Genomic DNA, 17,367 nt, shown 5'->3' with positions numbered 1-17,367 from the left:
ATGACCGCGTACTACGAGATCCGGCACACCGTCGGGTTCGAGGAGACCAACCTGGTCGGCAACGTCTACTACGTGAACTACCTGCGCTGGCAGGGACGCTGCCGGGAGATGTTCCTCAAGGAGAAGGCGCCGGCCGTGCTGGCGGACCTGCGCAACGACCTGAAGCTGTTCACGCTCAAGGTGGAGTGCGAGTTCTTCGCCGAGATCACCGCGTTCGACGAGCTGTCCGTCCGGATGCGGCTCGAGGAGCTGACCCAGACCCAGGTCCAGTTCAGCTTCGACTACGTGAAGATCGCGGACGGGGCGGAGAACCTCGTGGCGACGGGCCGGCAGCGCATCGCGTGCATGCGTGGTGACAACAACAACACGGTGCCCACCCGGGTGCCCGCGGAGCTGCGGGACTCGCTCGCGCCGTACTCCGACGCGCCCGTCGCGCCGGCCAACGCCGGGGACGCACGTTGACCGGGGAGCGGCGGGACGCCACGCCGCTGTCCGTGGTGCCCCCGGGCAGCGACCTGGACGTCACGCCGCCCGTGCTGCGGACGGTGATGGCCCAGTTCGCCACCGGGATCACCGTGCTGACCGCCAACGGCGAGAAGGCACACGGGATGACGGCCAACGCGTTCACGTCGGTGTCGCTGGAACCGCCGATGGTGCTGTGCTGCGTGGCGCACACCGCCCGGATGCACGACGCCATCCTTGGCGCGAAGGGCTTCGGGGTGTCCGTGCTGAGCGCCGAGCAGGAGAGCGTGGCGCGTTACTTCACGAACAAGAGCCGGCCGACCGGCATGGCCCAGTTCGACGGCGTCGACTGGTTCCCCGGCCGGTGCACGGGCGCGCCGCTGCTGGCCGGGTCGCTGGCGTGGATCGAGTGCGAGCTGGCCGAGGTCTACGCGGGCGGCGACCACTCGATCTTCCTCGGCGACGTGGTCAGCGCGAGCCGGGGCGCCGGTGAGCCGCTGCTGTTCGTGGAGGGCGGTTTCCACCACGTCGAGCCCCCGGAGGCACGCAGTGCGTGAGGTCGTGTGCGTGACGGGCGGAACCGGCTTCGTCGGCGCCCACTCGGTGGCGGCCATACTGTTGGCCGGACACCGCGTGCGGCTGCTGGTGCGCGACGGTTCCGCCGTGCGGCCTGCGTTGGCGCCGCTGGGCATCCCGACGGAGGCGATCAGCGGCGCGGTCGAGCTGGTGCACGGCGACGTGCTCGACGAGGAGGCCGTGGCACGGGCGGTGCGCGGCGCGGACACGGTGCTGCACGCGGCCGGGGCGTACAGCTTCGACCCGCGCCGGCGCGGGGACATGGCCCGTACCAACGAGTCCGGCACGTCGATCGTGCTGGCACAGGCCCGGCGCGTCGGCGTTCGGCGCACCGTCCACGTCTCGACGGTCGGTGCGCTGTTCCCCGCCGAGGGCCCGCTGGACGCCGGCACGCCGGTGGGCTCCGCCGACGAGCCGTACCTGGCGAGCAAGGCGGCCGCGGAGCGGGTGGCGCGCCGGCACCAGGACGAGGGCGACCCGGTCGTGATCACCTACCCGCCCGCACTGTTGGGGCCCAACGATCCCCGGATCGGCGACCAGACCGGGCGGCTGCGTGACACGTTGCGCGGGCTGACACCGATCTGGCCGGCCGGCGGGTTTCCGCTCGGAGACGTCCGGGACACGGCCACGCTGCACGCGTCACTGGTCGGTGGGGCCGGGCCGGGCCGGTACTTCGGGCCGGGCCGGTACGTGGCGACGGCGGAGTACCTGGCGGCGCTGCGCGCGGTGACCGGGCGGCGCCTGCCCGCGGTTCGTTTGCCGGCCAGGGCTTTGCTGCCGGTGGGCGCGTTCGCCCGTGCGCTGCAGCACGTGTGGCCGTGGCACCTCCCGGCGGAGTACGGCGCGATCCTGACCTGCGCGTGCGCGACCCCGGTGCGTGAGACGGCCCCGACCGGTGGCGTCGACGCGCGTCCACTGGCGGAAACCCTTGTGGACACGGTGAGTTGGCTGCACCGGTCGGGCCTGGTCACCGACCGGGCAGCCGGGCGGCTCGCCACGCGGGAGGCACTCGCGACCGCCTGACCGTTCCGGTTCGAGCACGGCGACACGACTGAAGGACGCCTTCCGCACGTCCGGTGCGCGGAGGCGTCCTTCGTCGCGCCCAGGCCTTTGCGCGACGTATGATTGAGGTGACGGTCGGTCAAGTTCGCTCCTTCTGGTGAAGTCGGTTAGGAGTCTTGTTAATGCCTCCCGCAAATCCTGTCACGGTAGAGAGAATCTTGAAGCTGCTGGCGAAAGTGTTTGCCAAGTTCATAAGGCGGATCGATGCCATAGCGGTCAGGGTGTCGTTGGCGGTGGTGATCGTGGCCATCATCGTGGACGCGGGCATTGTCGTGGGCCTTGTCTATCTGTTGCCCCAACCTTCATCGACTGTTTCCAAGTCTGTGCGAAAACTCGGGCTCAAGAGACTTCCGGAGGCAGTGGACCTGGGGGTGTACTGCGGCGAACCCGCTAGCGGCAACCTTACCAAGGGTCAATGCCAGTGGGAGATTACAGACTTTGACAAGGTATGCGAATTTCAGTATTCGGCGTCACCGCTGCCCCGTCCGATCCATATGTCTTTCAGCGACTCGAGCAACCTCAGTTCCGGACAGTGTTATGCGTCCAACGGTCAGGTCGCGGGTGGAGTCCAGATGAGCGACTACTGTAATGTGGTTCTCCCGAAGCGTCCCGCTGGCAGTACCTATGAGGCTGCGCCTGTCGCTAATACCAAGCGATGGATCTGCGAGAGAAAGCTCGACATTGTCGCGGTCTGCGTCTCGACCTTCCAGTTGTCGAACTTGGAAGCGCGCATTGACAAGGGGAAGGTGGTTTGCTACGCGCACAGGTAGCAGCGGTTTTATCTCAGTTGGGCATAATGAGTGTTTTTCATTCGGCGGTGACTTCGTAGTTCTGTGGTACGTGGATGGCTTTGGTGAGTCGGTCGACGCGGCGGGGGCTGACTCGGACCTTGTGTGGGATGCGCCAGTAGTTGAGTTGGGCGTTGGCGCGTTCGCCCGGGCCGTGGAGCCGGGCATGGACACGGTTGGCGTCCTTCAGCGACTCGGGTTTGTTCTTGCCTTCGTACGGGGTGATCACCCGTTCCCGGTCCTGGTCATAGCCGTGGTAGCCCTTGTCACCCAACGCGATCAACCCGGCCTGTTCCAGCGCGGCCAAGATCTGCCAGATACGGGCGGCCGCCGTGTCACCCTCTCCGTCATGGGTGCTGCCCGGTAACTCACCAGACACCCACAGGATCGTCCCGTCCGGGGACGCGATCACCGTCGATGATCACATAGGCCATCCCCTCCCGCTTCGCCTTGCGCAGTGCGGCCCGCAGCTTCGGCGCCCGCACGGCGAGCAGCTCCACGGTCTCGTTGACATACCGCCAGCACGTCGTGGTCGAGACCCCGAACCCGGCCCCGACCTGCGCGAACGGTTCGCCCTTACGCAGGTGCACCAGCACCAGCAGGGCCTGGGGCCCCGGGGTTTGAGCGCCCGCCATGGCGAGCCGACCTTCCGGCGATGGGTGCGAACCAGCCCGGACACGAAGGTCAGTGTCTGACGTGACAACGGCAACACGGCACGGTAGAACAGCATCCGAAGCCCCTGGTGTCGTGTGGACATGGATCTTGGTCGATCGCTGTCCTACCAAGGGCTTCACTACGTTCCCAGCACCGACACACCAACGACCACCTGGCCTGTCCAGCAACCCCTGACCTACAACCCCTTAACCGCCAACACATCCAGACCAGGATGAAAAACACTCAATGAAGGACGCCCTCCGCAAGCTCGGTGCGAGGAAGGCGTCCTTCGTCGCGGTTCAGCCGCCCCAGCCCTCGGGCGGGTCGATCCAGCCCTTGCGCCAGTTCCAGTACTCGATGTTGTGCGAGCAGAGGCCGTCCGGTGCGAACGTCAGGAAGTTGGCCTCTATCAACGTCATCCAGTCGTCGCCAGCCGGGTAGGCGTCCTTGACGCGGAACCTCATCCACAGCTCGATCGCCGCGCGGTCGCCGGTGATGACCGGGGTCCCGTGTAGACCGGACATCTCGTTCTGCGGGGCGGTGATGTTCGCGATATAGTCGCTGATCGCCTCGCGGCCGACGTAGGTCTCCGCGGCCACGCCCGGGATCGACTGGTACACCCCGTCCGGTGTGAACAGTCGGGCCACGCCGTCGCCGTCGCGCACCCGCCAGGCGGCGAAGTACGCCTCGATCCAGCGCACCACGTGTTCGGTGCTCAGCTCAACTCCGTGGTCGATTGTCATGACCCGATTATGTGGTCGACGCGCGAGTGCGAATTCTCCTCGGTTGCGCACTCCGGTGTCCCGGAACCGGCAACGAACATTGCCCTGCCGGCACGCCCGGTTCCACGCTGGACCGAACTTCGAGAAACAGGAGGTGCGCTGATGGCCAGGCTGCCACTCGGCGTCTATCTGCTCGCGTTCAGCCTGTTCGCGATGGGCAGTGCGGAGTTCCTGGTCGCCGGCGTCCTGCCGGCGGTCGCCGGCGAGCTGGGGATCACGCTGTCCTCCGCGGGCGCGTTGATCTCCGCGTTCGCCGTCGGGGTCGTGATCGGCGGGCCGCCGCTGGCCGTGCTCACCCTGCGCTGGCCGCGCCGGACCACCCTGGTCGCCACGCAGGCCGTGTTCGCGCTGTCGGTCGCCACCGGGCTGCTGACCGACGACTACGGCGTGCTGCTGGCCACCCGCTTCGTCTGCGGCCTCGCCTACGCCGGGTTCTGGGCGGTCGCGGCGGTCACCGCGGTCAGCCTCGTGACCCCGGACCGCACCGCCCGTGCCTCCGGCGTGGTCGTCAGCGGGCTGAGCCTCGCGATGGTCGTCGGCGGTCCGGCCAGCGCCCTGCTGAGCCACTTCGCCGGCTGGCGCGGCGGTTTCTGGGCCGTGGTGGCCCTTACCGCGCTCGGCACGGTCCTCACGATCGCCGGCGTGCCAGAGACCAGAGCGAACGCGACCCCCGACGTGCGCGGCGAGCTTCGCGCCATGCGCCGGACGCGGCTGTGGCTCGTCTACGCCGTGACCCTGTTGAGCACCGCCGCGTACATGATCTCGTACAACTACCTCGCGGCATTCCTGACCGACGTGACCGGAACTCCCGGCGTGTGGGTCCCCGTGATTCTCGCGTTGTTCGGCGTGGGCGCCTTCTTCGGCCTTTCCGTCGGCGGCCGAATAGCCGACCGGCGTCCTTTCCACGCGTTGCTGGCCGGTGCGGTGGGCATCGCGGCCGCGTCCGTGCTGCTCACGCTCCTGGCCCGGTCGGACCTGGCCGTCGTGCTCGTGGTGGTGGGCCTCGGCACGGCGGGATTCGTGCTGAACCCGGCCATCTACGGGCGCGTCTTCACCATCGCGGCCGCGGCACCCACCCTCGCCGGCTCCACCGCCGTGTCCATGTTCCAGCTCGGCATCAGCCTGGTCCCGTTGTTCGCGGGCGCCGCGCTGACCGCGGGCGCGGGCCTCACGGCCGTTCCCTGGATCGGCGCGGGGCTGGCACTTCTCACGGTCCCTGTGGTCCTCGCCGACCGCGCGCTCAGCACGGCCGCGGGAGAAAAACCGTTGGTCGCGGCCGACAATTGACTATCCCGATCGGAGGAGAACACATGGACAACGAGCTGGGCTACGAGCTGGGCTCCTGGGTCGTCTCGCAGATCGACATCCCGGACGTACGGACCTCTTTCACGCTGCACGACATGGAATGGGAGATCCTCCCCGAGGTGTGGCCACCCTTCCACGACCCGGGCACCAGCCTGTTCACGTCCTGGGTGCCCTACGAGAAGGCCGACAGTTTCCTGGACATGGGCTGCGGCACCGGAATCGGCGCGGTGCTGGCGGCGCAGCGCGGCTGCACCCGCGTGGTGGCGACGGACATCAACCCGGCGGCGGCGGAGAGCACTCGGCGCAACGCCGTCCGGCACGGCGTGGCCGACCGCGTGACGGCGCTGTCCGGCGACCTGTTCGAGGCGGTGGACCCCGACGAGAGGTTCGACATCGTCTTCTGGAACACACCGTTCATCGAGGCACCCGAGGACCGCCCGTACCGCAAGCAGATCGAACGCGCGGTCTTCGACCCCGGCTATGGCCTCCTGCGGGGGTTCTTCCAGGACGTGCGAGCACACCTGGCGGAGGGCGGGCTGGTGTACCTGGGCACCAGCGAGATCATGGGCAACCTCAGGAAGACCCTGTCGGCGGCCGCGGAGGCGGGCTTCGAAAGCTACCGCTACCGCTCGGAGACGGTCGAGATGCCGGCGGCGGACTTCGGCGCGACACCGGCGGTCGCGGCCAACACCAACGACCACGGCATGGTGGACATGGACTTCACCCTCTACGAGTTCAGCCGCCGCTGAGCGGACGAGAGAAGGGCCCTTCCGCTGCTGGCGGAAGGGCCCTTCTCAGTGCGTCACCACTGTTCGCGGGTTCGGGTGTAGTACTCGCGGAGGAGCTTCAGCAGGTCCTGGTCCAGCCGGGAGCCGAAGAGCAGCTCCGCCGGCGGGGTGAACTCGGGGTCGATCTCGTCGGCCCAGCGGGCCAGGGCCGGCCGCAGGTCCATCTCGATCCAGGCGTGCCAGTCGGCCGGTAGGGTCCAGTCCTGCTCGGGGCCGATCGCGAACATCTCCTCGTAGGTGTCGTTCACGATGCGCTCGCGGCTCAGTGTCTGGATCGGCCTGCGCACCGGCGCGAACAGGTCGAGGTCCACCGAACCGGGCTCGCCGAGGATTCGCGCGGCCATCTCGCCGGCGAGCAGCGGGGACAGGTGCAGGCCGTCGCGGTAGGTGCCGGTCATGACCCACAGGCCGGTCATCCCGCCCGCGCCGACCAGGGGGAAGCCGTCGACCGACACCGGGCGGTTGCCGACCTGGATCTTCTTGACCGGGCTGTACCACAGGCCCATCCGGATCTGGCGGTGCGCGCACTGCATCAGGAACACGACGTCCCGCATGTCGGGGATGTCCCGCGGCTGCACCGAGATGACGTTGGTCGCGCCGATGTAGACCTCGCCGTCCGCGCGCGGGAGCAGGTGCAGGCCGCAGGCGAAGGACCGGTTCGGCGTGCGGATGACGCTGGTGGGCGCGGTGCCGTCGAACGTCTTCATCAGCACCGACACGCCGTAACCACTGACCAGCGGCGGAATCCTGCTGCCGACCGGTGTCCCGTCGAGCAGCTCCGTGGTCTGGGCACCGGCGACGAGCGCGGTCTGGGCCGCCGTGAGCCGCTCGCCGCTCGTCAGCGTGACACCCGTGACCCGGTCGCCCTCGTAGTCGACGTGTTCCGCCGCCGAGGGGACGACCGTGCCGCCCGCCGCGACGAAGGCGTCCTGCAGGCGGGTGAGCAGGGCCGGGGCGCTCACCGCGTGTTCGCCGGGGATGTGGAAGGCACGCAGCGGCCGGGAGATCGGCTCGGCGTCGACCCAGTCCAGGTCCAGCGGGTCGACGTCCTCGAACGGGGTGTCGTAGCGTTCGAGCTCGTCGCGGATGATGTTGAAGTTGACGTCGTCGATCTCGGCGGTGCCGATGGTGTTGAGGATGACGGTGGTCCCGTCGGCGGTGACGATCTCCTCCGCCGCGCCGTCGCCGAGGCCCGCGAGCCAGTCCGGCCACAGCTCGCTGGCCTTGATGCCGAGCTCCAGCTTGGCGCGGCCGGCCTCGGTGGACACCAGGGTGCGGGTGACCTCGCCGAAGCAGCCGAGCATGGCGCCGGCGGCGGTCGAGCCCGCGTACGGGCGGTGCGGTTCGCCGAGGACGGCCACGTCCTGCCCGCGCCGGGACAGCTCCAGGCCGAGGGACAGGCCGAGCACACCATTCCCGACGACGATCACGTCGAAGGTCTTCCTGGGCACGTCAGTAGAATTCATGCCGTTTCCCGTTCTGTCTGAGGAAACCGCACGGCGAAGGCGTGGTACGGCATTCCGTGCGGGATGGTTCAGATTACTTCGGAAACGACCGTGTTCACTACTTCGGGAATGTTGCGCTATTCGTCCGCCCGGACCCTCAGGTGAATTCTCTCCCCCTGGGCGCCGAGGATGTTCAGGACCTCGACGGGACCTTCTCCGGTGCTGCCGAACCAGTGGGGGAGCTGCGTGTCGAACTCGGCCGCCTCGCCGGGATCGAGGATCAGGTCGCGCTTCGCGATCACCAGGCGCAGCCGGCCGGAGATGACGTACAGCCACTCGTAGCCGCTGTGGGTGCACAGGTCGGGGGTGTCCCTCGTCGGCGGGATGATCGTCTTGAAGGTGTGGTGCGGCCCCGGCTGCCGCGTGAGGGACAGGACCACGCTGCCGTCCGCTCGCCTCGGCGTGGGGCGGATCCCCGGGTCCGCCACCTCCTCGCCGCCGATCAGCTCGTCGAGCGGGATCCGGTATGCGCGGGCGATCGGCAGCAACAGCTCCAGGCTGGGACGGCGTTGGCCCACCTCCAGCCGCGACAGCGTGCTCTTCGAGATCCCGGTCAGCTCGCAGAGCGCGGACAGGCTCAGGCCGCGTTGCGTCCGCAGCCGCTTGAGCCTCGGCCCCACGTCGGCGAGGGCCCAGGCGATGTCGTCGTCCAACTGTGCCATGCGCCTATGACACCACGCCCGGCGCGTCCCGGAAACAGCAACGATCGTTGCCCGTCGGTCACCGGTGGCACCACCATTGTTCGCGGAGGTGATTCGTGATGGGTACCAACGGAAATCCGGTGAGCGACTACGACGTGGTGATTGTCGGCGCCGGTGCGGCCGGCCTGAACGCCGCTCTGCTGCTGGCACGCGCGCGGCGGCAGGTCGCCGTTGTGGACAGTGGACAGCCACGCAACGCGCCGGCCGCGCACATGCACGGGTTCCTGACCAGAGACGGGATTTCCCCCGCCGACTTCCTCGAGGCGGGCCGGGCGGAGGTCCTCGGCTACGGCGCCAGGCTGATCGACGGGCGGGTGGACACCGTCGCCGGCTCCGCGGGCGGGAGCTTCACCGTCCGGTTGGGTAGCGGCGAGACGCTGTACGCCAGAAGCATCCTCGTGGCCACCGGGCTGCACGACGAGCTGCCGGACGTCCCCGGTGTGCGGGAACGCTGGGGCCGCGACGTGGTGCACTGCCCGTACTGCCACGGTTACGAGTTCCGCGACCAGTCGATCGGCGTGCTCGGCACGAGTCCCGGCGCGGTCTTCCACGCCCAGCTCATCCGCCAGTGGTCGGCCGACGTCGTCCTGTTCGCGCACACGCTCGACCTGAGCACCGAGGACCGCGACCGCCTCGAGGCCCGTGGCGTCTCCGTTGTGGACGGTCCGGTCGCGCGCGTGATCGTGGACGACGACGCCGTGCGGGGCGTGGAGCTGGCCGAGGGCGCCACGGTGGCCAGGTCGGCCGTGTTCGTCGTGCCGCGCATGGTGCCGAACGACTCGCTGCTCACCGACCTCGGCTGTGCCGTCGAGAACGGCTGGGTGAGCGTGGACCGCGCCGGCGCGACCAGCGTGCCCGGTGTGTACGCCGCGGGGAACGTGACCGACCCGCGTGCGCAGGTCGTCACCGCGGCGGGAGTCGGCTCCGCGGCCGGTTTCGCGATCAACCTCGACCTGGTGGACAAGGACATCGCCGGCGCGCTCGCCGCGGTGTCCTGACACTACTCGGCTCCTGGCCGGGCCTCGCCCCAACCCCAGAGCTTCAGCGAGTCCCGGTTGCCCGGCTTCGCGCCGGGCTTCGAGTTCGCCATCGCCCGCCGGGAGCCGAACTCGAGGTACGCGACGAACGCCGACCGGAACTCGGCCTCGTCCGGGAAGCCGACCTCGTCGGCCGACGACAGCATGAGCTCGACCCACCTGGCGCGCTGTTCCGGCTGTATGTCCCGGTTCTTGTGCCGGCCGACGAGCCGGCGGTACCCGCCGAAGCGCTCCGTGTAGTCGGCCGGCCCGCCGAACACCTCGCCGAGCATGACCGCGACGTCGTGCGGGTGTTCCGGCTTCATCCGCCGGAACAGCGGAGCCAGCAGCTCGTCGGCGACGACCTTCGCGTAGAAGACCTTCGTCAGCCGCTCGAACGCCTCGGCCCCGCCGGCCCATTCGTAGACACTCGGTCCCGACTCACTCATCCCGTCCTCCTTCACAACCCGAGCGAACGGCCGATCAGCTCTTTCATGATCTCGGTCGTGCCGCCGTAGATGGTCTGCACCCGGCTGTTGGCCCATTCCCGGGCGATGGAGCTCTCCGTCAGATATCCGTATCCGCCGTGCAGCTGCAGGCAGCGGTCGGCCGCCTTCGTCTGCAGCTCGGTCGTCCACCACTTCAGCTTCGCCGCGTCGGTTCCCGTGAGCCGGCCCGCGTTCAGCTCCGCCATGCAGTGGTTGAGGAAGACCCGTGCGACGCCGATCTCGGTGTCCAGCTCGGCGAGCACGAACTTGTTGTGCTGGAAGCTGCCGACGGGCTGGCCGAACGCCGTGCGCTCACGGGCGTGGCGAACCGTGTCCGCCAGCATCTTCTCCGCGGTCGCGACCGCGACGGTCGAGATGCACAGCCGCTCCCTCGGCAGGCCGGACATGAGGTAGCCCATCCCCGCGTTCTCCGCGCCGAGCCGGTTCGCGACCGGGACCCGGCAGTCGTCGAAGAACAGCTCGCTCGTGTCGCTGGCCCGCCAGCCCACCTTCTCGAGCCGGCGGCCCCGCGTGAAGCCCGGTGTGTCGCGTTCGACGACCAGCAGGGTGATTCCCCGTCCCCCGACCGTCTTCGCCGCGACGATCACGAGGTCCGCGTTCTCGCCGTTGGTGATGAACGTCTTCTGTCCATTGAGGACGTAGGTGTCACCGTCGCGCGTCGCGGACGTGCGGATGCCGCCGAGGTCGGAGCCGGCGTCCGGTTCGGTCAGCGCGATCGCGGCGATCAGCTCGCCGGAACACAGCCCGGACAGCCAGCGACTCCGCTGGTCCTCGGTGGTCCGGGTGGCGAGGTAGGACGAGATGAGGTCGTTGTGCGCGACGAAGCCGGGCGCGGTGACCCCCGCGCGCACGAGCTCCTCGATGAAGACCGCGGTGAACCGGAAGTCGGGCTGCCCGCCGCCGCCGTGGTCCACCGGCGCGTCGAGGCCGAGCAGGCCCGTGCCGCCGGCCTTGTGCCACAGGTCGCGGTCGATGATCCCGTCCTGCTCCCACTTGTCGTGGTGGGGCACCGCCTCCCGCGCCAGGAACGTGCGGCACGTCGACCGGAAGTACTCGTGCTCCGCTTCGTAGGGGTTGGTGTCCACGTCAACGCACCGCTTCCTCGACTACGTTCGTGAGCAGCGCACGCGGGTCGCGCAGCGCCGCGAAATGGTCGCCGTCGACCTCGACCCCGCGCCACCCGGCCGTGGTGTGCTCGGCCCACCGCCACATGTCCGCGACCGGCACGTACCGGTCCTCCCGCGCGGCGACCAGGGTGAGCGGGAAGTCGACGCGCAGTGCCGTGTCCTGGTGGAACTGCCGCCGGACCGCGTGGTCCTCACGCATCAGCGCGACGAGGTGGCCCGCCATGGCCGGCGAGGCCAGCAGCGCCGGCGGCGTGCCGCCGTCCTGGGCGATCCTGTCGAGCATCTCCGCGTCGGTGAGTGCCGTGGTCTCGTCGCCGGGTGGCTGCAGCCGGGGTGGCAGGGCCGCGGACAGCACCGCCCGCCGCGGCGGAGCGCCCTCGTGTGCCATGGCGTCGGCCACCGCCAGGCTCACCATCGCGCCGAAGCTGTGCCCGAAGGTCAGGTAGTCCGCACCCGCGGGCAGGTCGGCCAGCACCCACCGGGCCATCGACCGCACCAGCTCGCGGTAGTCGCCCGTCTTCGGCTCCCTGGCTCGGATGCCGCGGCCCGGCGGGTCGACGCCCACGACGTGCAGGGACCTCGTCAGCGACCGCCACGGCCGGAACACCGATGCCGTCGCGCCCGCGTGCGGAAAACAGTAGAGCCGCACCGGCTCACTCCTTCATTCCGCTGGCGATCTTCTCGGCCAGCATGATGGTCGTCAGGTTCGTCGGCGCGCTGGGCATCGTCGGGAACACCGAGGCGTCGACGACCCTGAGGCCGGCGATGCCGTGCACCCGGCCGCTCTGGTCCACGACGGACCGCGGGTCGCCCGCCGGCCCCATCCGGGCCGACCCGACCGCGTGCCAGCCGGGGCTCATGACGTTGCGCACCGCGCTGTGCAGGACGGCGTCGCTGTCCACCATGGCGTCGGTCCACAGCTGGATCTCTGTGAGCCGGCTCGCGAACGCCGGCGACCGCAGGATCCGCCACGCCGTGCGGACACCGCGTGCCAGTCGCTCGACGTCGTCGTCGACGGTGCCGAAGCCCAGCTCGATCACGGGTGCCGCGGCGCGGTCCTCGATGTACACGCGGCCACGTGCCCTCGGGCGGAGGAGCATCACCGAGATCCCGACCACCATCGGCCAGTCCAGCCGGTTCGCGAAGCCGGGGATCGTGGCGCTCTCCACGTTGTTCAGCAACCACACCTGCAGGTCCGCGCCCTCGTCGCCGGGTCCGCTGGCGATCCGCGCGGCCGCCTGGCGCCATGGCACGCCGGGCCGGCACAGCCCGTCGACCGGCTTGGCCCAGATGACGACCGACGGGTGGTCGGCCAGGTTGGCGCCGACCCCGGGCAGGTCGAGCACGGGCGTGACGCCCGCCGCCGCGCACACCGCCGCCGGCCCGATCCCGGAGCGTTGCAGGATCACCGGCGTGCCGATCGCCCCGGCGCTCAGTACCACCTCCCGCGCGCCGACCACCGTCCCGGCGTCCACCTCGACGCCGGTCGCGCGGTGCCCGTCGAGCACGACCCTGCTCACCTGGCTGCCGGTTCGCAGCTCCAGGTTCGGCAGGTCGCGGGCCGCGGCGAGGTAGGTGGCGGTGACGTCGCGCCGTTCCCCGCGGACCGTGTTCGCCGGCACCGCGCCGAAGCCGATCTCCCCGCCGCCGTTGAGGTCCGGCAGCGCCGGCAGCCCCATGCCGGCGCATTCGGCCAGGAAGGCCGTTTCCAGCTCGTGCAGCTCGGTCGGGCGGTGGACCGGGATCGGACCGTCGGCGCCGTGCTGGCCGCCCGGGAAGTCCTCGTCGCGTTCGAGCCTCCGGTAGAAGGGCAGCACCTGCTCCCAGGACCAGTCGGTGGCGCCGAGCTTGACCCAGTCGTCGAAGTCCCTGGGCAGGGCACGCATGGCCACGGCGCCGTTCACCGAGGACGAGCCGCCGACGACCTTCCCCAGCCGGTACGGGAACCGGCCCCACAGCGCGCGGGAGGGCCGGCCCGTGGCACCGCGCAGGTTGGCCTGGTAGTCCCAGTTGTAGCCGTCCAGGATCAGCCGCGTCCCGTCCCGCAGGGGGTTCTGGCCGGCCGGCTGGTCGGGACCCGCCTCCAGGAGGAGCACGCGCCGGCCCCGGGCGGCGGCCCGGCAGGCGACGACCGTCCCCGCCGAACCGGCGCCGACCACGACCAGGTCGAACGGCTCGGTCATGCCGCCGCCTCGCCATGGCCCTCGACCAGCGAGTCGAGGGCGTCGGCGAACTCCGCGATCGTCGTGTTCATGAAGAGCCGCTCGATCACCTCCTGCTCCGCCACCGAGTCGAAGCCGAACTCGAGCCGCATCTGACCGACGATGGCGACCGCGTGCAGGGAGTCGCCGCCGATGTCGAAGAAGCCGTCCTCGACGCCGAACTCGGCGTGCCCCAGCTGTGCGGACCAGATCCGCACCAGCCGCTCCTCGACGTCGCCGTGCGGCGCCACCCGGCGGTCCTCCTCGACGCCGGAGTTCCAGGGCGCGGGCAGCGCGGCGTGGTCGATCTTCCCGTTCGTGGTGAGCGGCAGCGCGTCGAGCGTGACGTAGTGGTTGGGGACCATGTACCCGGGCAGCACCGCGCCGAGCGACGCGCGCAGGGCCTCCGGCTCGGCCGCGGCCGGCTCGTCGACGACCAGGTACGCGGCGAGCTGCCGCTGCCCGGTGTGCTGGTAGACCGGCGCGGCCACGAGCGCCTGCCGGATGCCCGGCTGCTGGGACAGCACGGACTCGATCTCGCCGAGCTCGACCCGGTAACCGTTGATCTTCACCTGGAAGTCGATCCGGCCCAGGATCTCGATGTCCCCGCCGGGCAGGTAGCGGCCGAGGTCGCCGGTCCGGTACAGCCGTTCCCCGCTGTCCGGGTGGACGACGAAACGCTCGCCGGTCCGCTGTGGATCGTCCCAGTACCCGAGTGCCACGCCGGTGCCGCCGATGTAGATCTCGCCGGTCACCCAGGCCGGGCAGGGCCGGAGCCGGTCGTCGTAGACGTGCAGGGTCTGGTTCGCGAGGGGCTTGCCGTAGGGGATGGACGCCCAGTCCTCGGCGACCTCGCGGATCGGGTGGTGCACCGACCAGATCGAGGCCTCCGTGGCGCCGCCGAGGCTGATCACCGCCAGCTCAGGGAAGCGGGCGTGGATCCGGCCCGGCAGGGTGGTCGGGATCCAGTCACCGGACAGCAGCGCCAGCCGGACGGTCGAGCCGGTGGCCGGGTGCGTGCCGTGGAGCGACTCGATCCACAGCCGCATCGGCGCCGGCACGCTGTTCCAGATGGTGACCCCGTGCCGGTCGACGAGCTCGGTCCAGTGTCCGACGTCGTTCGTCCGGCCGGGGGACGGCACGACCACGGTGCCGCCGGCGCCCAGCACGCCGAAGACGTCGTACACGGACAGGTCGAAACCGGTGGGCGCCAGTGCGAGCACCCGGTCCGCCGGGCCGACCCGGAACCGCTGGTTGATGTCCTGCACGGTGTTCCCCGCCGCGCGGTGCGAGATCATCACGCCCTTCGGCTCACCGGTCGAGCCCGAGGTGAAGATCACGTACGCGAGGTCGTCGACGCCCTGCGGACTGTCCACCGGCTCGGCGGCGTACCGCTGGGTGTCGGCAGGCGTCACGACGTCCACACCGGACGGCCAGGGCCGCGCGCGCAGCTCGGGCTCGGTCACCACCGTGCTCGCCCGGCAGCGCTGAACCAGCTTCAGCCTGCGCTGCTCGGGCAGGTCGGGGTCGATCGAGACGTAGGCCGCGCCGGCGTGCAGCACGCCGAGCAGTGCCGCGATCAGCGGGGCGCCGGGGCGCATCGACACCGCGACGACGGTGTTCGGCTCGGCGCCGTTGTCCCGCAGCCGCCGGGCGAGCCGGTGCGCGTCCTCGGTCAACTGCCGGTACGTGACCGCCACGCCGTCCGCGACGACCGCCACCGCGTCGGGTGTCCGCCGGGCCGCGCCGGCCACGAGGTCGTGCAGCCGGACCGCGGGCAGGTCCGACGCCGTCGCGTTGGCACGGTCCTGCTCGTCGCGGTCCCGCGCCGGCAGCGGCACGGCGGTGACCTGCTCCCACGCGTCCGGGTCGGCCGCCAGCCGGTGCAGCAGCGACGAGTAGGCCTCGAACATCGCCGGCAGCGTGCCTTCGGGGAACAGGCCGGCGACGGAGTTCCAGTTGACGACCAGCGCGTCGCGTTCCTCGACGAGCTGGTTCTCCAGCCAGATCTGCGGTGTCTGGCTCGCGGCGTGGACGGGCTCGCCGAACCGGTGCAGCGCGTCGCCGCCGGGCACGCTGCCCAGGGTGCTGGAGAAGACGACCGGCATCGGGACGTTCCGGCCCTCCTTGCGGGCCAGCTCCCGCAGCACCTCGATGCCGCCGAACCGCGCGTGCGCCAGGTCCTCGTCGAGGCGCCGCTGCAAGGCCGCGGCCCGCTCTGCGAACGTGCCGCCGGTCGCCGGCGCCGCGAACAGGCTGAGCGACAGGAAGTTCCCGACGACGCCGTCCGGCCGGGTGCCGGACGGGAGCCGGTCGAGCCGGGTCAGCGTGACCGTGAACTCCGGCCGGCTCGACCAGGTCCGGAGCACGTCGCAGTACGCGGTGAGGAGCACGGCGTTCTGGCTGAGTCCGTGGTGTCCCGCCGTCGCGGTGAGCCCTCGCCAGGACTCGCGTGGCAGGGTCGTGCTGAGGCGGGCGAAAGCGGGCCGGCCGAGGCGTTCCGGCGCGGTGGCGAGTGGCAGGTCGGGCGCGGCCGGCAGCTCGTCCACACGGGACAGCCAGTACTCGCGGTCGGCGTCCTTGCCCCACTCGTGCGGCGCGCGGACGCAGTCGCGGAAGGACACGCCGACCGGGTCGGGGCGGAAGGTCTCGTCGGTGTAGCAGTGCCACCACTCGTCGAGCACGAGGAACACGCCGCGCAGGTCGACGAACAGCAGGTCGACGCTGAGGTGCAGGCGGACCCGGTCGTCGGCCAGCACGGTGGCGCGCACCTCGAACAGGGGCCAGCGGTCGGTGGGCCGGACCTCGTCGCGCAGCTCGTCGCGGGTCCTGGCCAGCGCCGCTCGCTGGTCGGCCTCGGACGCGTCGCGTAGGTCGGTGGTCGCGATCTCGTAGGCCGGCACCAGGCTCAGCACGCGCTGCTCGTTGTCCGCCGAGACCGCGCGCAGCATGTCGTGGCGCTCGATGACCTTGCGCAGGGCCGAGGAGAGCCGGTCGAGGTCCAGCCCGGGACAGTCGAACTCGAAGTACGTGTGGCTGGACACCCCGCCGAGCTCGAGGCCGGGATGGCGGCCGAGCAGATAGGCGTGCTGGATGTCGGTGAGCGGGAACGGCTCGTGGCGATGGCCCACGGAATCCGGGCGGGTGAACATTATTTCCATCAAGTCGGCGTATGGGTCATCCATTTCCCCGGACCTTCCTTCGGATTGACCACCAAATGTCCGTGGACGGCGCGGTGGTGTCAACCCGGGTAATGCGCGATTGACAATTACGGAAATCGGCGCACCATGCGTTCATGGGCCAGAACGAATACCAACCGAGAATACTCGTCGGCGCGACCGGATCGGTCGCCGTGACGGCACTGCCCGAATACCTGTCCGAACTGAGGAACACGTTGGGTGCCACGATCACCGTCCTCATGACACACACCGCGGCGAAGTTCATCCCGGCGACGACGGCCGCCATCCACGCGGAACGGGTGGTGAGCGGCGAGGACCCGGCCGACTGGCCGACCGACAAACCGTCCCGGCTGGCCGCCGACCACGACATTCTCGTGGTCCTGCCGGCGACGGCGAACATGCTGTCCGTGGCCGCCACCGGCGCCGCCCCGAACCGCCTGGCGACGGTCATCCTGGCCGCGACCTTTCCGGTGGTGTACTTCCCGTCGATGGGTGCCGCGATGTGGCGGAAGCCGGCGGTGCGGCGAAACATCGCGCAAATCCGCGCCGACGGGGGGCATGTGCCGGAGCCCGTGTGGCATGACGGCTATGACGTCGCCTCGGGTGCTGTCTCGCACCATCCCGGTCTGCCTTCGCCTGCGGAGGTGGCCAAGGTCGTGGGCGAGTTGCTGGCTGCGTGAGTGTTTGGCCGGGCCGGGCCGGGCCGGGCCGG

The 17,367-nt window shown here is 70.2% G+C and carries 16 protein-coding genes and 1 pseudogene; 8 read left to right on the top strand and 9 right to left on the bottom strand.

What is annotated here, in order from left to right:
• From VET29_RS26235 to VET29_RS26220, 4 genes are all read left to right on the top strand, one after another.
• Entirely contained in the window at positions 1–462 is a 462-nt protein-coding gene (locus VET29_RS26235; RefSeq protein ID WP_324925108.1) for an acyl-CoA thioesterase, read from the top strand.
• 86 nt (positions 463–548) lie between these two features.
• A complete protein-coding gene (locus VET29_RS26230; protein ID WP_324925143.1) occupies positions 549–1,019 on the top strand; it encodes a flavin reductase family protein in 471 nt (156 codons plus the stop codon).
• A gap of 10 nt (positions 1,020–1,029) precedes the next feature.
• On the top strand, positions 1,030–2,061 hold the full coding sequence (locus tag VET29_RS26225) for an NAD-dependent epimerase/dehydratase family protein (RefSeq protein ID WP_324925106.1): 1,032 nt from the start codon (positions 1,030–1,032) through the stop codon (positions 2,059–2,061).
• A 197-nt stretch (positions 2,062–2,258) separates the two neighbouring features.
• Positions 2,259–2,870: a hypothetical protein gene (locus tag VET29_RS26220; protein WP_324925104.1), complete on the top strand. Its 612-nt coding sequence runs from the start codon at positions 2,259–2,261 to the stop codon at positions 2,868–2,870.
• Positions 2,871–2,907: 37 nt separating this feature from the next.
• Here the strand turns inward: VET29_RS26220 and VET29_RS26215 are convergent.
• Positions 2,908–3,618, bottom strand: a pseudogene (locus tag VET29_RS26215) (transposase family protein).
• A gap of 223 nt (positions 3,619–3,841) precedes the next feature.
• Positions 3,842–4,285 carry a nuclear transport factor 2 family protein gene (locus VET29_RS26210; protein ID WP_324925102.1) on the bottom strand — a complete coding sequence of 148 codons (444 nt, stop codon included), beginning with the start codon at positions 4,283–4,285 and terminating at the stop codon, positions 3,842–3,844.
• A 141-nt stretch (positions 4,286–4,426) separates the two neighbouring features.
• Here VET29_RS26210 and VET29_RS26205 point away from each other — a divergent pair, with 141 nt between their 5' ends.
• Both VET29_RS26205 and VET29_RS26200 read left to right on the top strand, forming a co-directional pair.
• Complete coding sequence (locus tag VET29_RS26205) at positions 4,427–5,611, top strand: MFS transporter (RefSeq protein WP_324925100.1); 1,185 nt, start codon at positions 4,427–4,429, stop codon at positions 5,609–5,611.
• A gap of 23 nt (positions 5,612–5,634) precedes the next feature.
• The gene (locus VET29_RS26200) at positions 5,635–6,378 is read left to right on the top strand and encodes a methyltransferase (RefSeq protein WP_324925098.1); all 744 of its coding nucleotides are present in this window, start codon (positions 5,635–5,637) and stop codon (positions 6,376–6,378) included.
• A gap of 53 nt (positions 6,379–6,431) precedes the next feature.
• Here VET29_RS26200 and VET29_RS26195 read toward each other — a convergent pair whose 3' ends face one another.
• Positions 6,432–7,868: an NAD(P)/FAD-dependent oxidoreductase gene (locus tag VET29_RS26195; RefSeq protein ID WP_324925095.1), complete on the bottom strand. Its 1,437-nt coding sequence runs from the start codon at positions 7,866–7,868 to the stop codon at positions 6,432–6,434.
• Positions 7,869–7,999: 131 nt separating this feature from the next.
• Positions 8,000–8,575 carry a helix-turn-helix domain-containing protein gene (locus tag VET29_RS26190; protein ID WP_414636608.1) on the bottom strand — a complete coding sequence of 192 codons (576 nt, stop codon included), beginning with the start codon at positions 8,573–8,575 and terminating at the stop codon, positions 8,000–8,002.
• A gap of 107 nt (positions 8,576–8,682) precedes the next feature.
• On the opposite strand from VET29_RS26190, the gene VET29_RS26185 reads away from it, so the two are divergent.
• Complete coding sequence (locus tag VET29_RS26185; protein ID WP_324925091.1) at positions 8,683–9,621, top strand: NAD(P)/FAD-dependent oxidoreductase; 939 nt, start codon at positions 8,683–8,685, stop codon at positions 9,619–9,621.
• A 2-nt stretch (positions 9,622–9,623) separates the two neighbouring features.
• Here the strand turns inward: VET29_RS26185 and VET29_RS26180 are convergent, their stop codons facing one another.
• From VET29_RS26180 to VET29_RS26160, 5 genes are read right to left on the bottom strand one after another with little or no spacing between them, the layout of a single operon-like run.
• A complete protein-coding gene (locus tag VET29_RS26180) occupies positions 9,624–10,088 on the bottom strand; it encodes a group II truncated hemoglobin (protein WP_324925089.1) in 465 nt (154 codons plus the stop codon).
• Between the two features lie 11 nt (positions 10,089–10,099).
• Positions 10,100–11,233 (bottom strand): acyl-CoA dehydrogenase family protein, encoded by a 1,134-nt coding sequence (locus VET29_RS26175; RefSeq protein ID WP_324925087.1) that lies wholly within the window; start codon positions 11,231–11,233, stop codon positions 10,100–10,102.
• A gap of 1 nt (position 11,234) precedes the next feature.
• Positions 11,235–11,924: a thioesterase II family protein gene (locus VET29_RS26170; protein WP_324925085.1), complete on the bottom strand. Its 690-nt coding sequence runs from the start codon at positions 11,922–11,924 to the stop codon at positions 11,235–11,237.
• A 4-nt stretch (positions 11,925–11,928) separates the two neighbouring features.
• On the bottom strand, positions 11,929–13,458 hold the full coding sequence (locus VET29_RS26165; protein WP_324925081.1) for a GMC family oxidoreductase: 1,530 nt from the start codon (positions 13,456–13,458) through the stop codon (positions 11,929–11,931).
• Complete coding sequence (locus VET29_RS26160; protein WP_324925078.1) at positions 13,455–16,637, bottom strand: amino acid adenylation domain-containing protein; 3,183 nt, start codon at positions 16,635–16,637, stop codon at positions 13,455–13,457. Before VET29_RS26160 ends, VET29_RS26165 begins: the two co-directional genes overlap by 4 nt.
• Positions 16,638–16,771: 134 nt before the next feature.
• On the opposite strand from VET29_RS26160, the gene VET29_RS26155 reads away from it, so the two are divergent.
• Positions 16,772–17,335 carry a flavoprotein gene (locus VET29_RS26155; protein WP_324925076.1) on the top strand — a complete coding sequence of 188 codons (564 nt, stop codon included), beginning with the start codon at positions 16,772–16,774 and terminating at the stop codon, positions 17,333–17,335.
• Positions 17,336–17,367 lie beyond the last annotated feature (32 nt).

Origin of the sequence: Actinophytocola sp., from assembly GCF_035634895.1 — a bacterium.
In the GTDB taxonomy this organism is placed as follows: domain Bacteria; phylum Actinomycetota; class Actinomycetes; order Mycobacteriales; family Pseudonocardiaceae; genus Actinophytocola.
The sequence above is the reverse complement of the archived record's forward strand: the minus strand, read 5'-3'. Positions and strand labels throughout refer to the sequence as shown.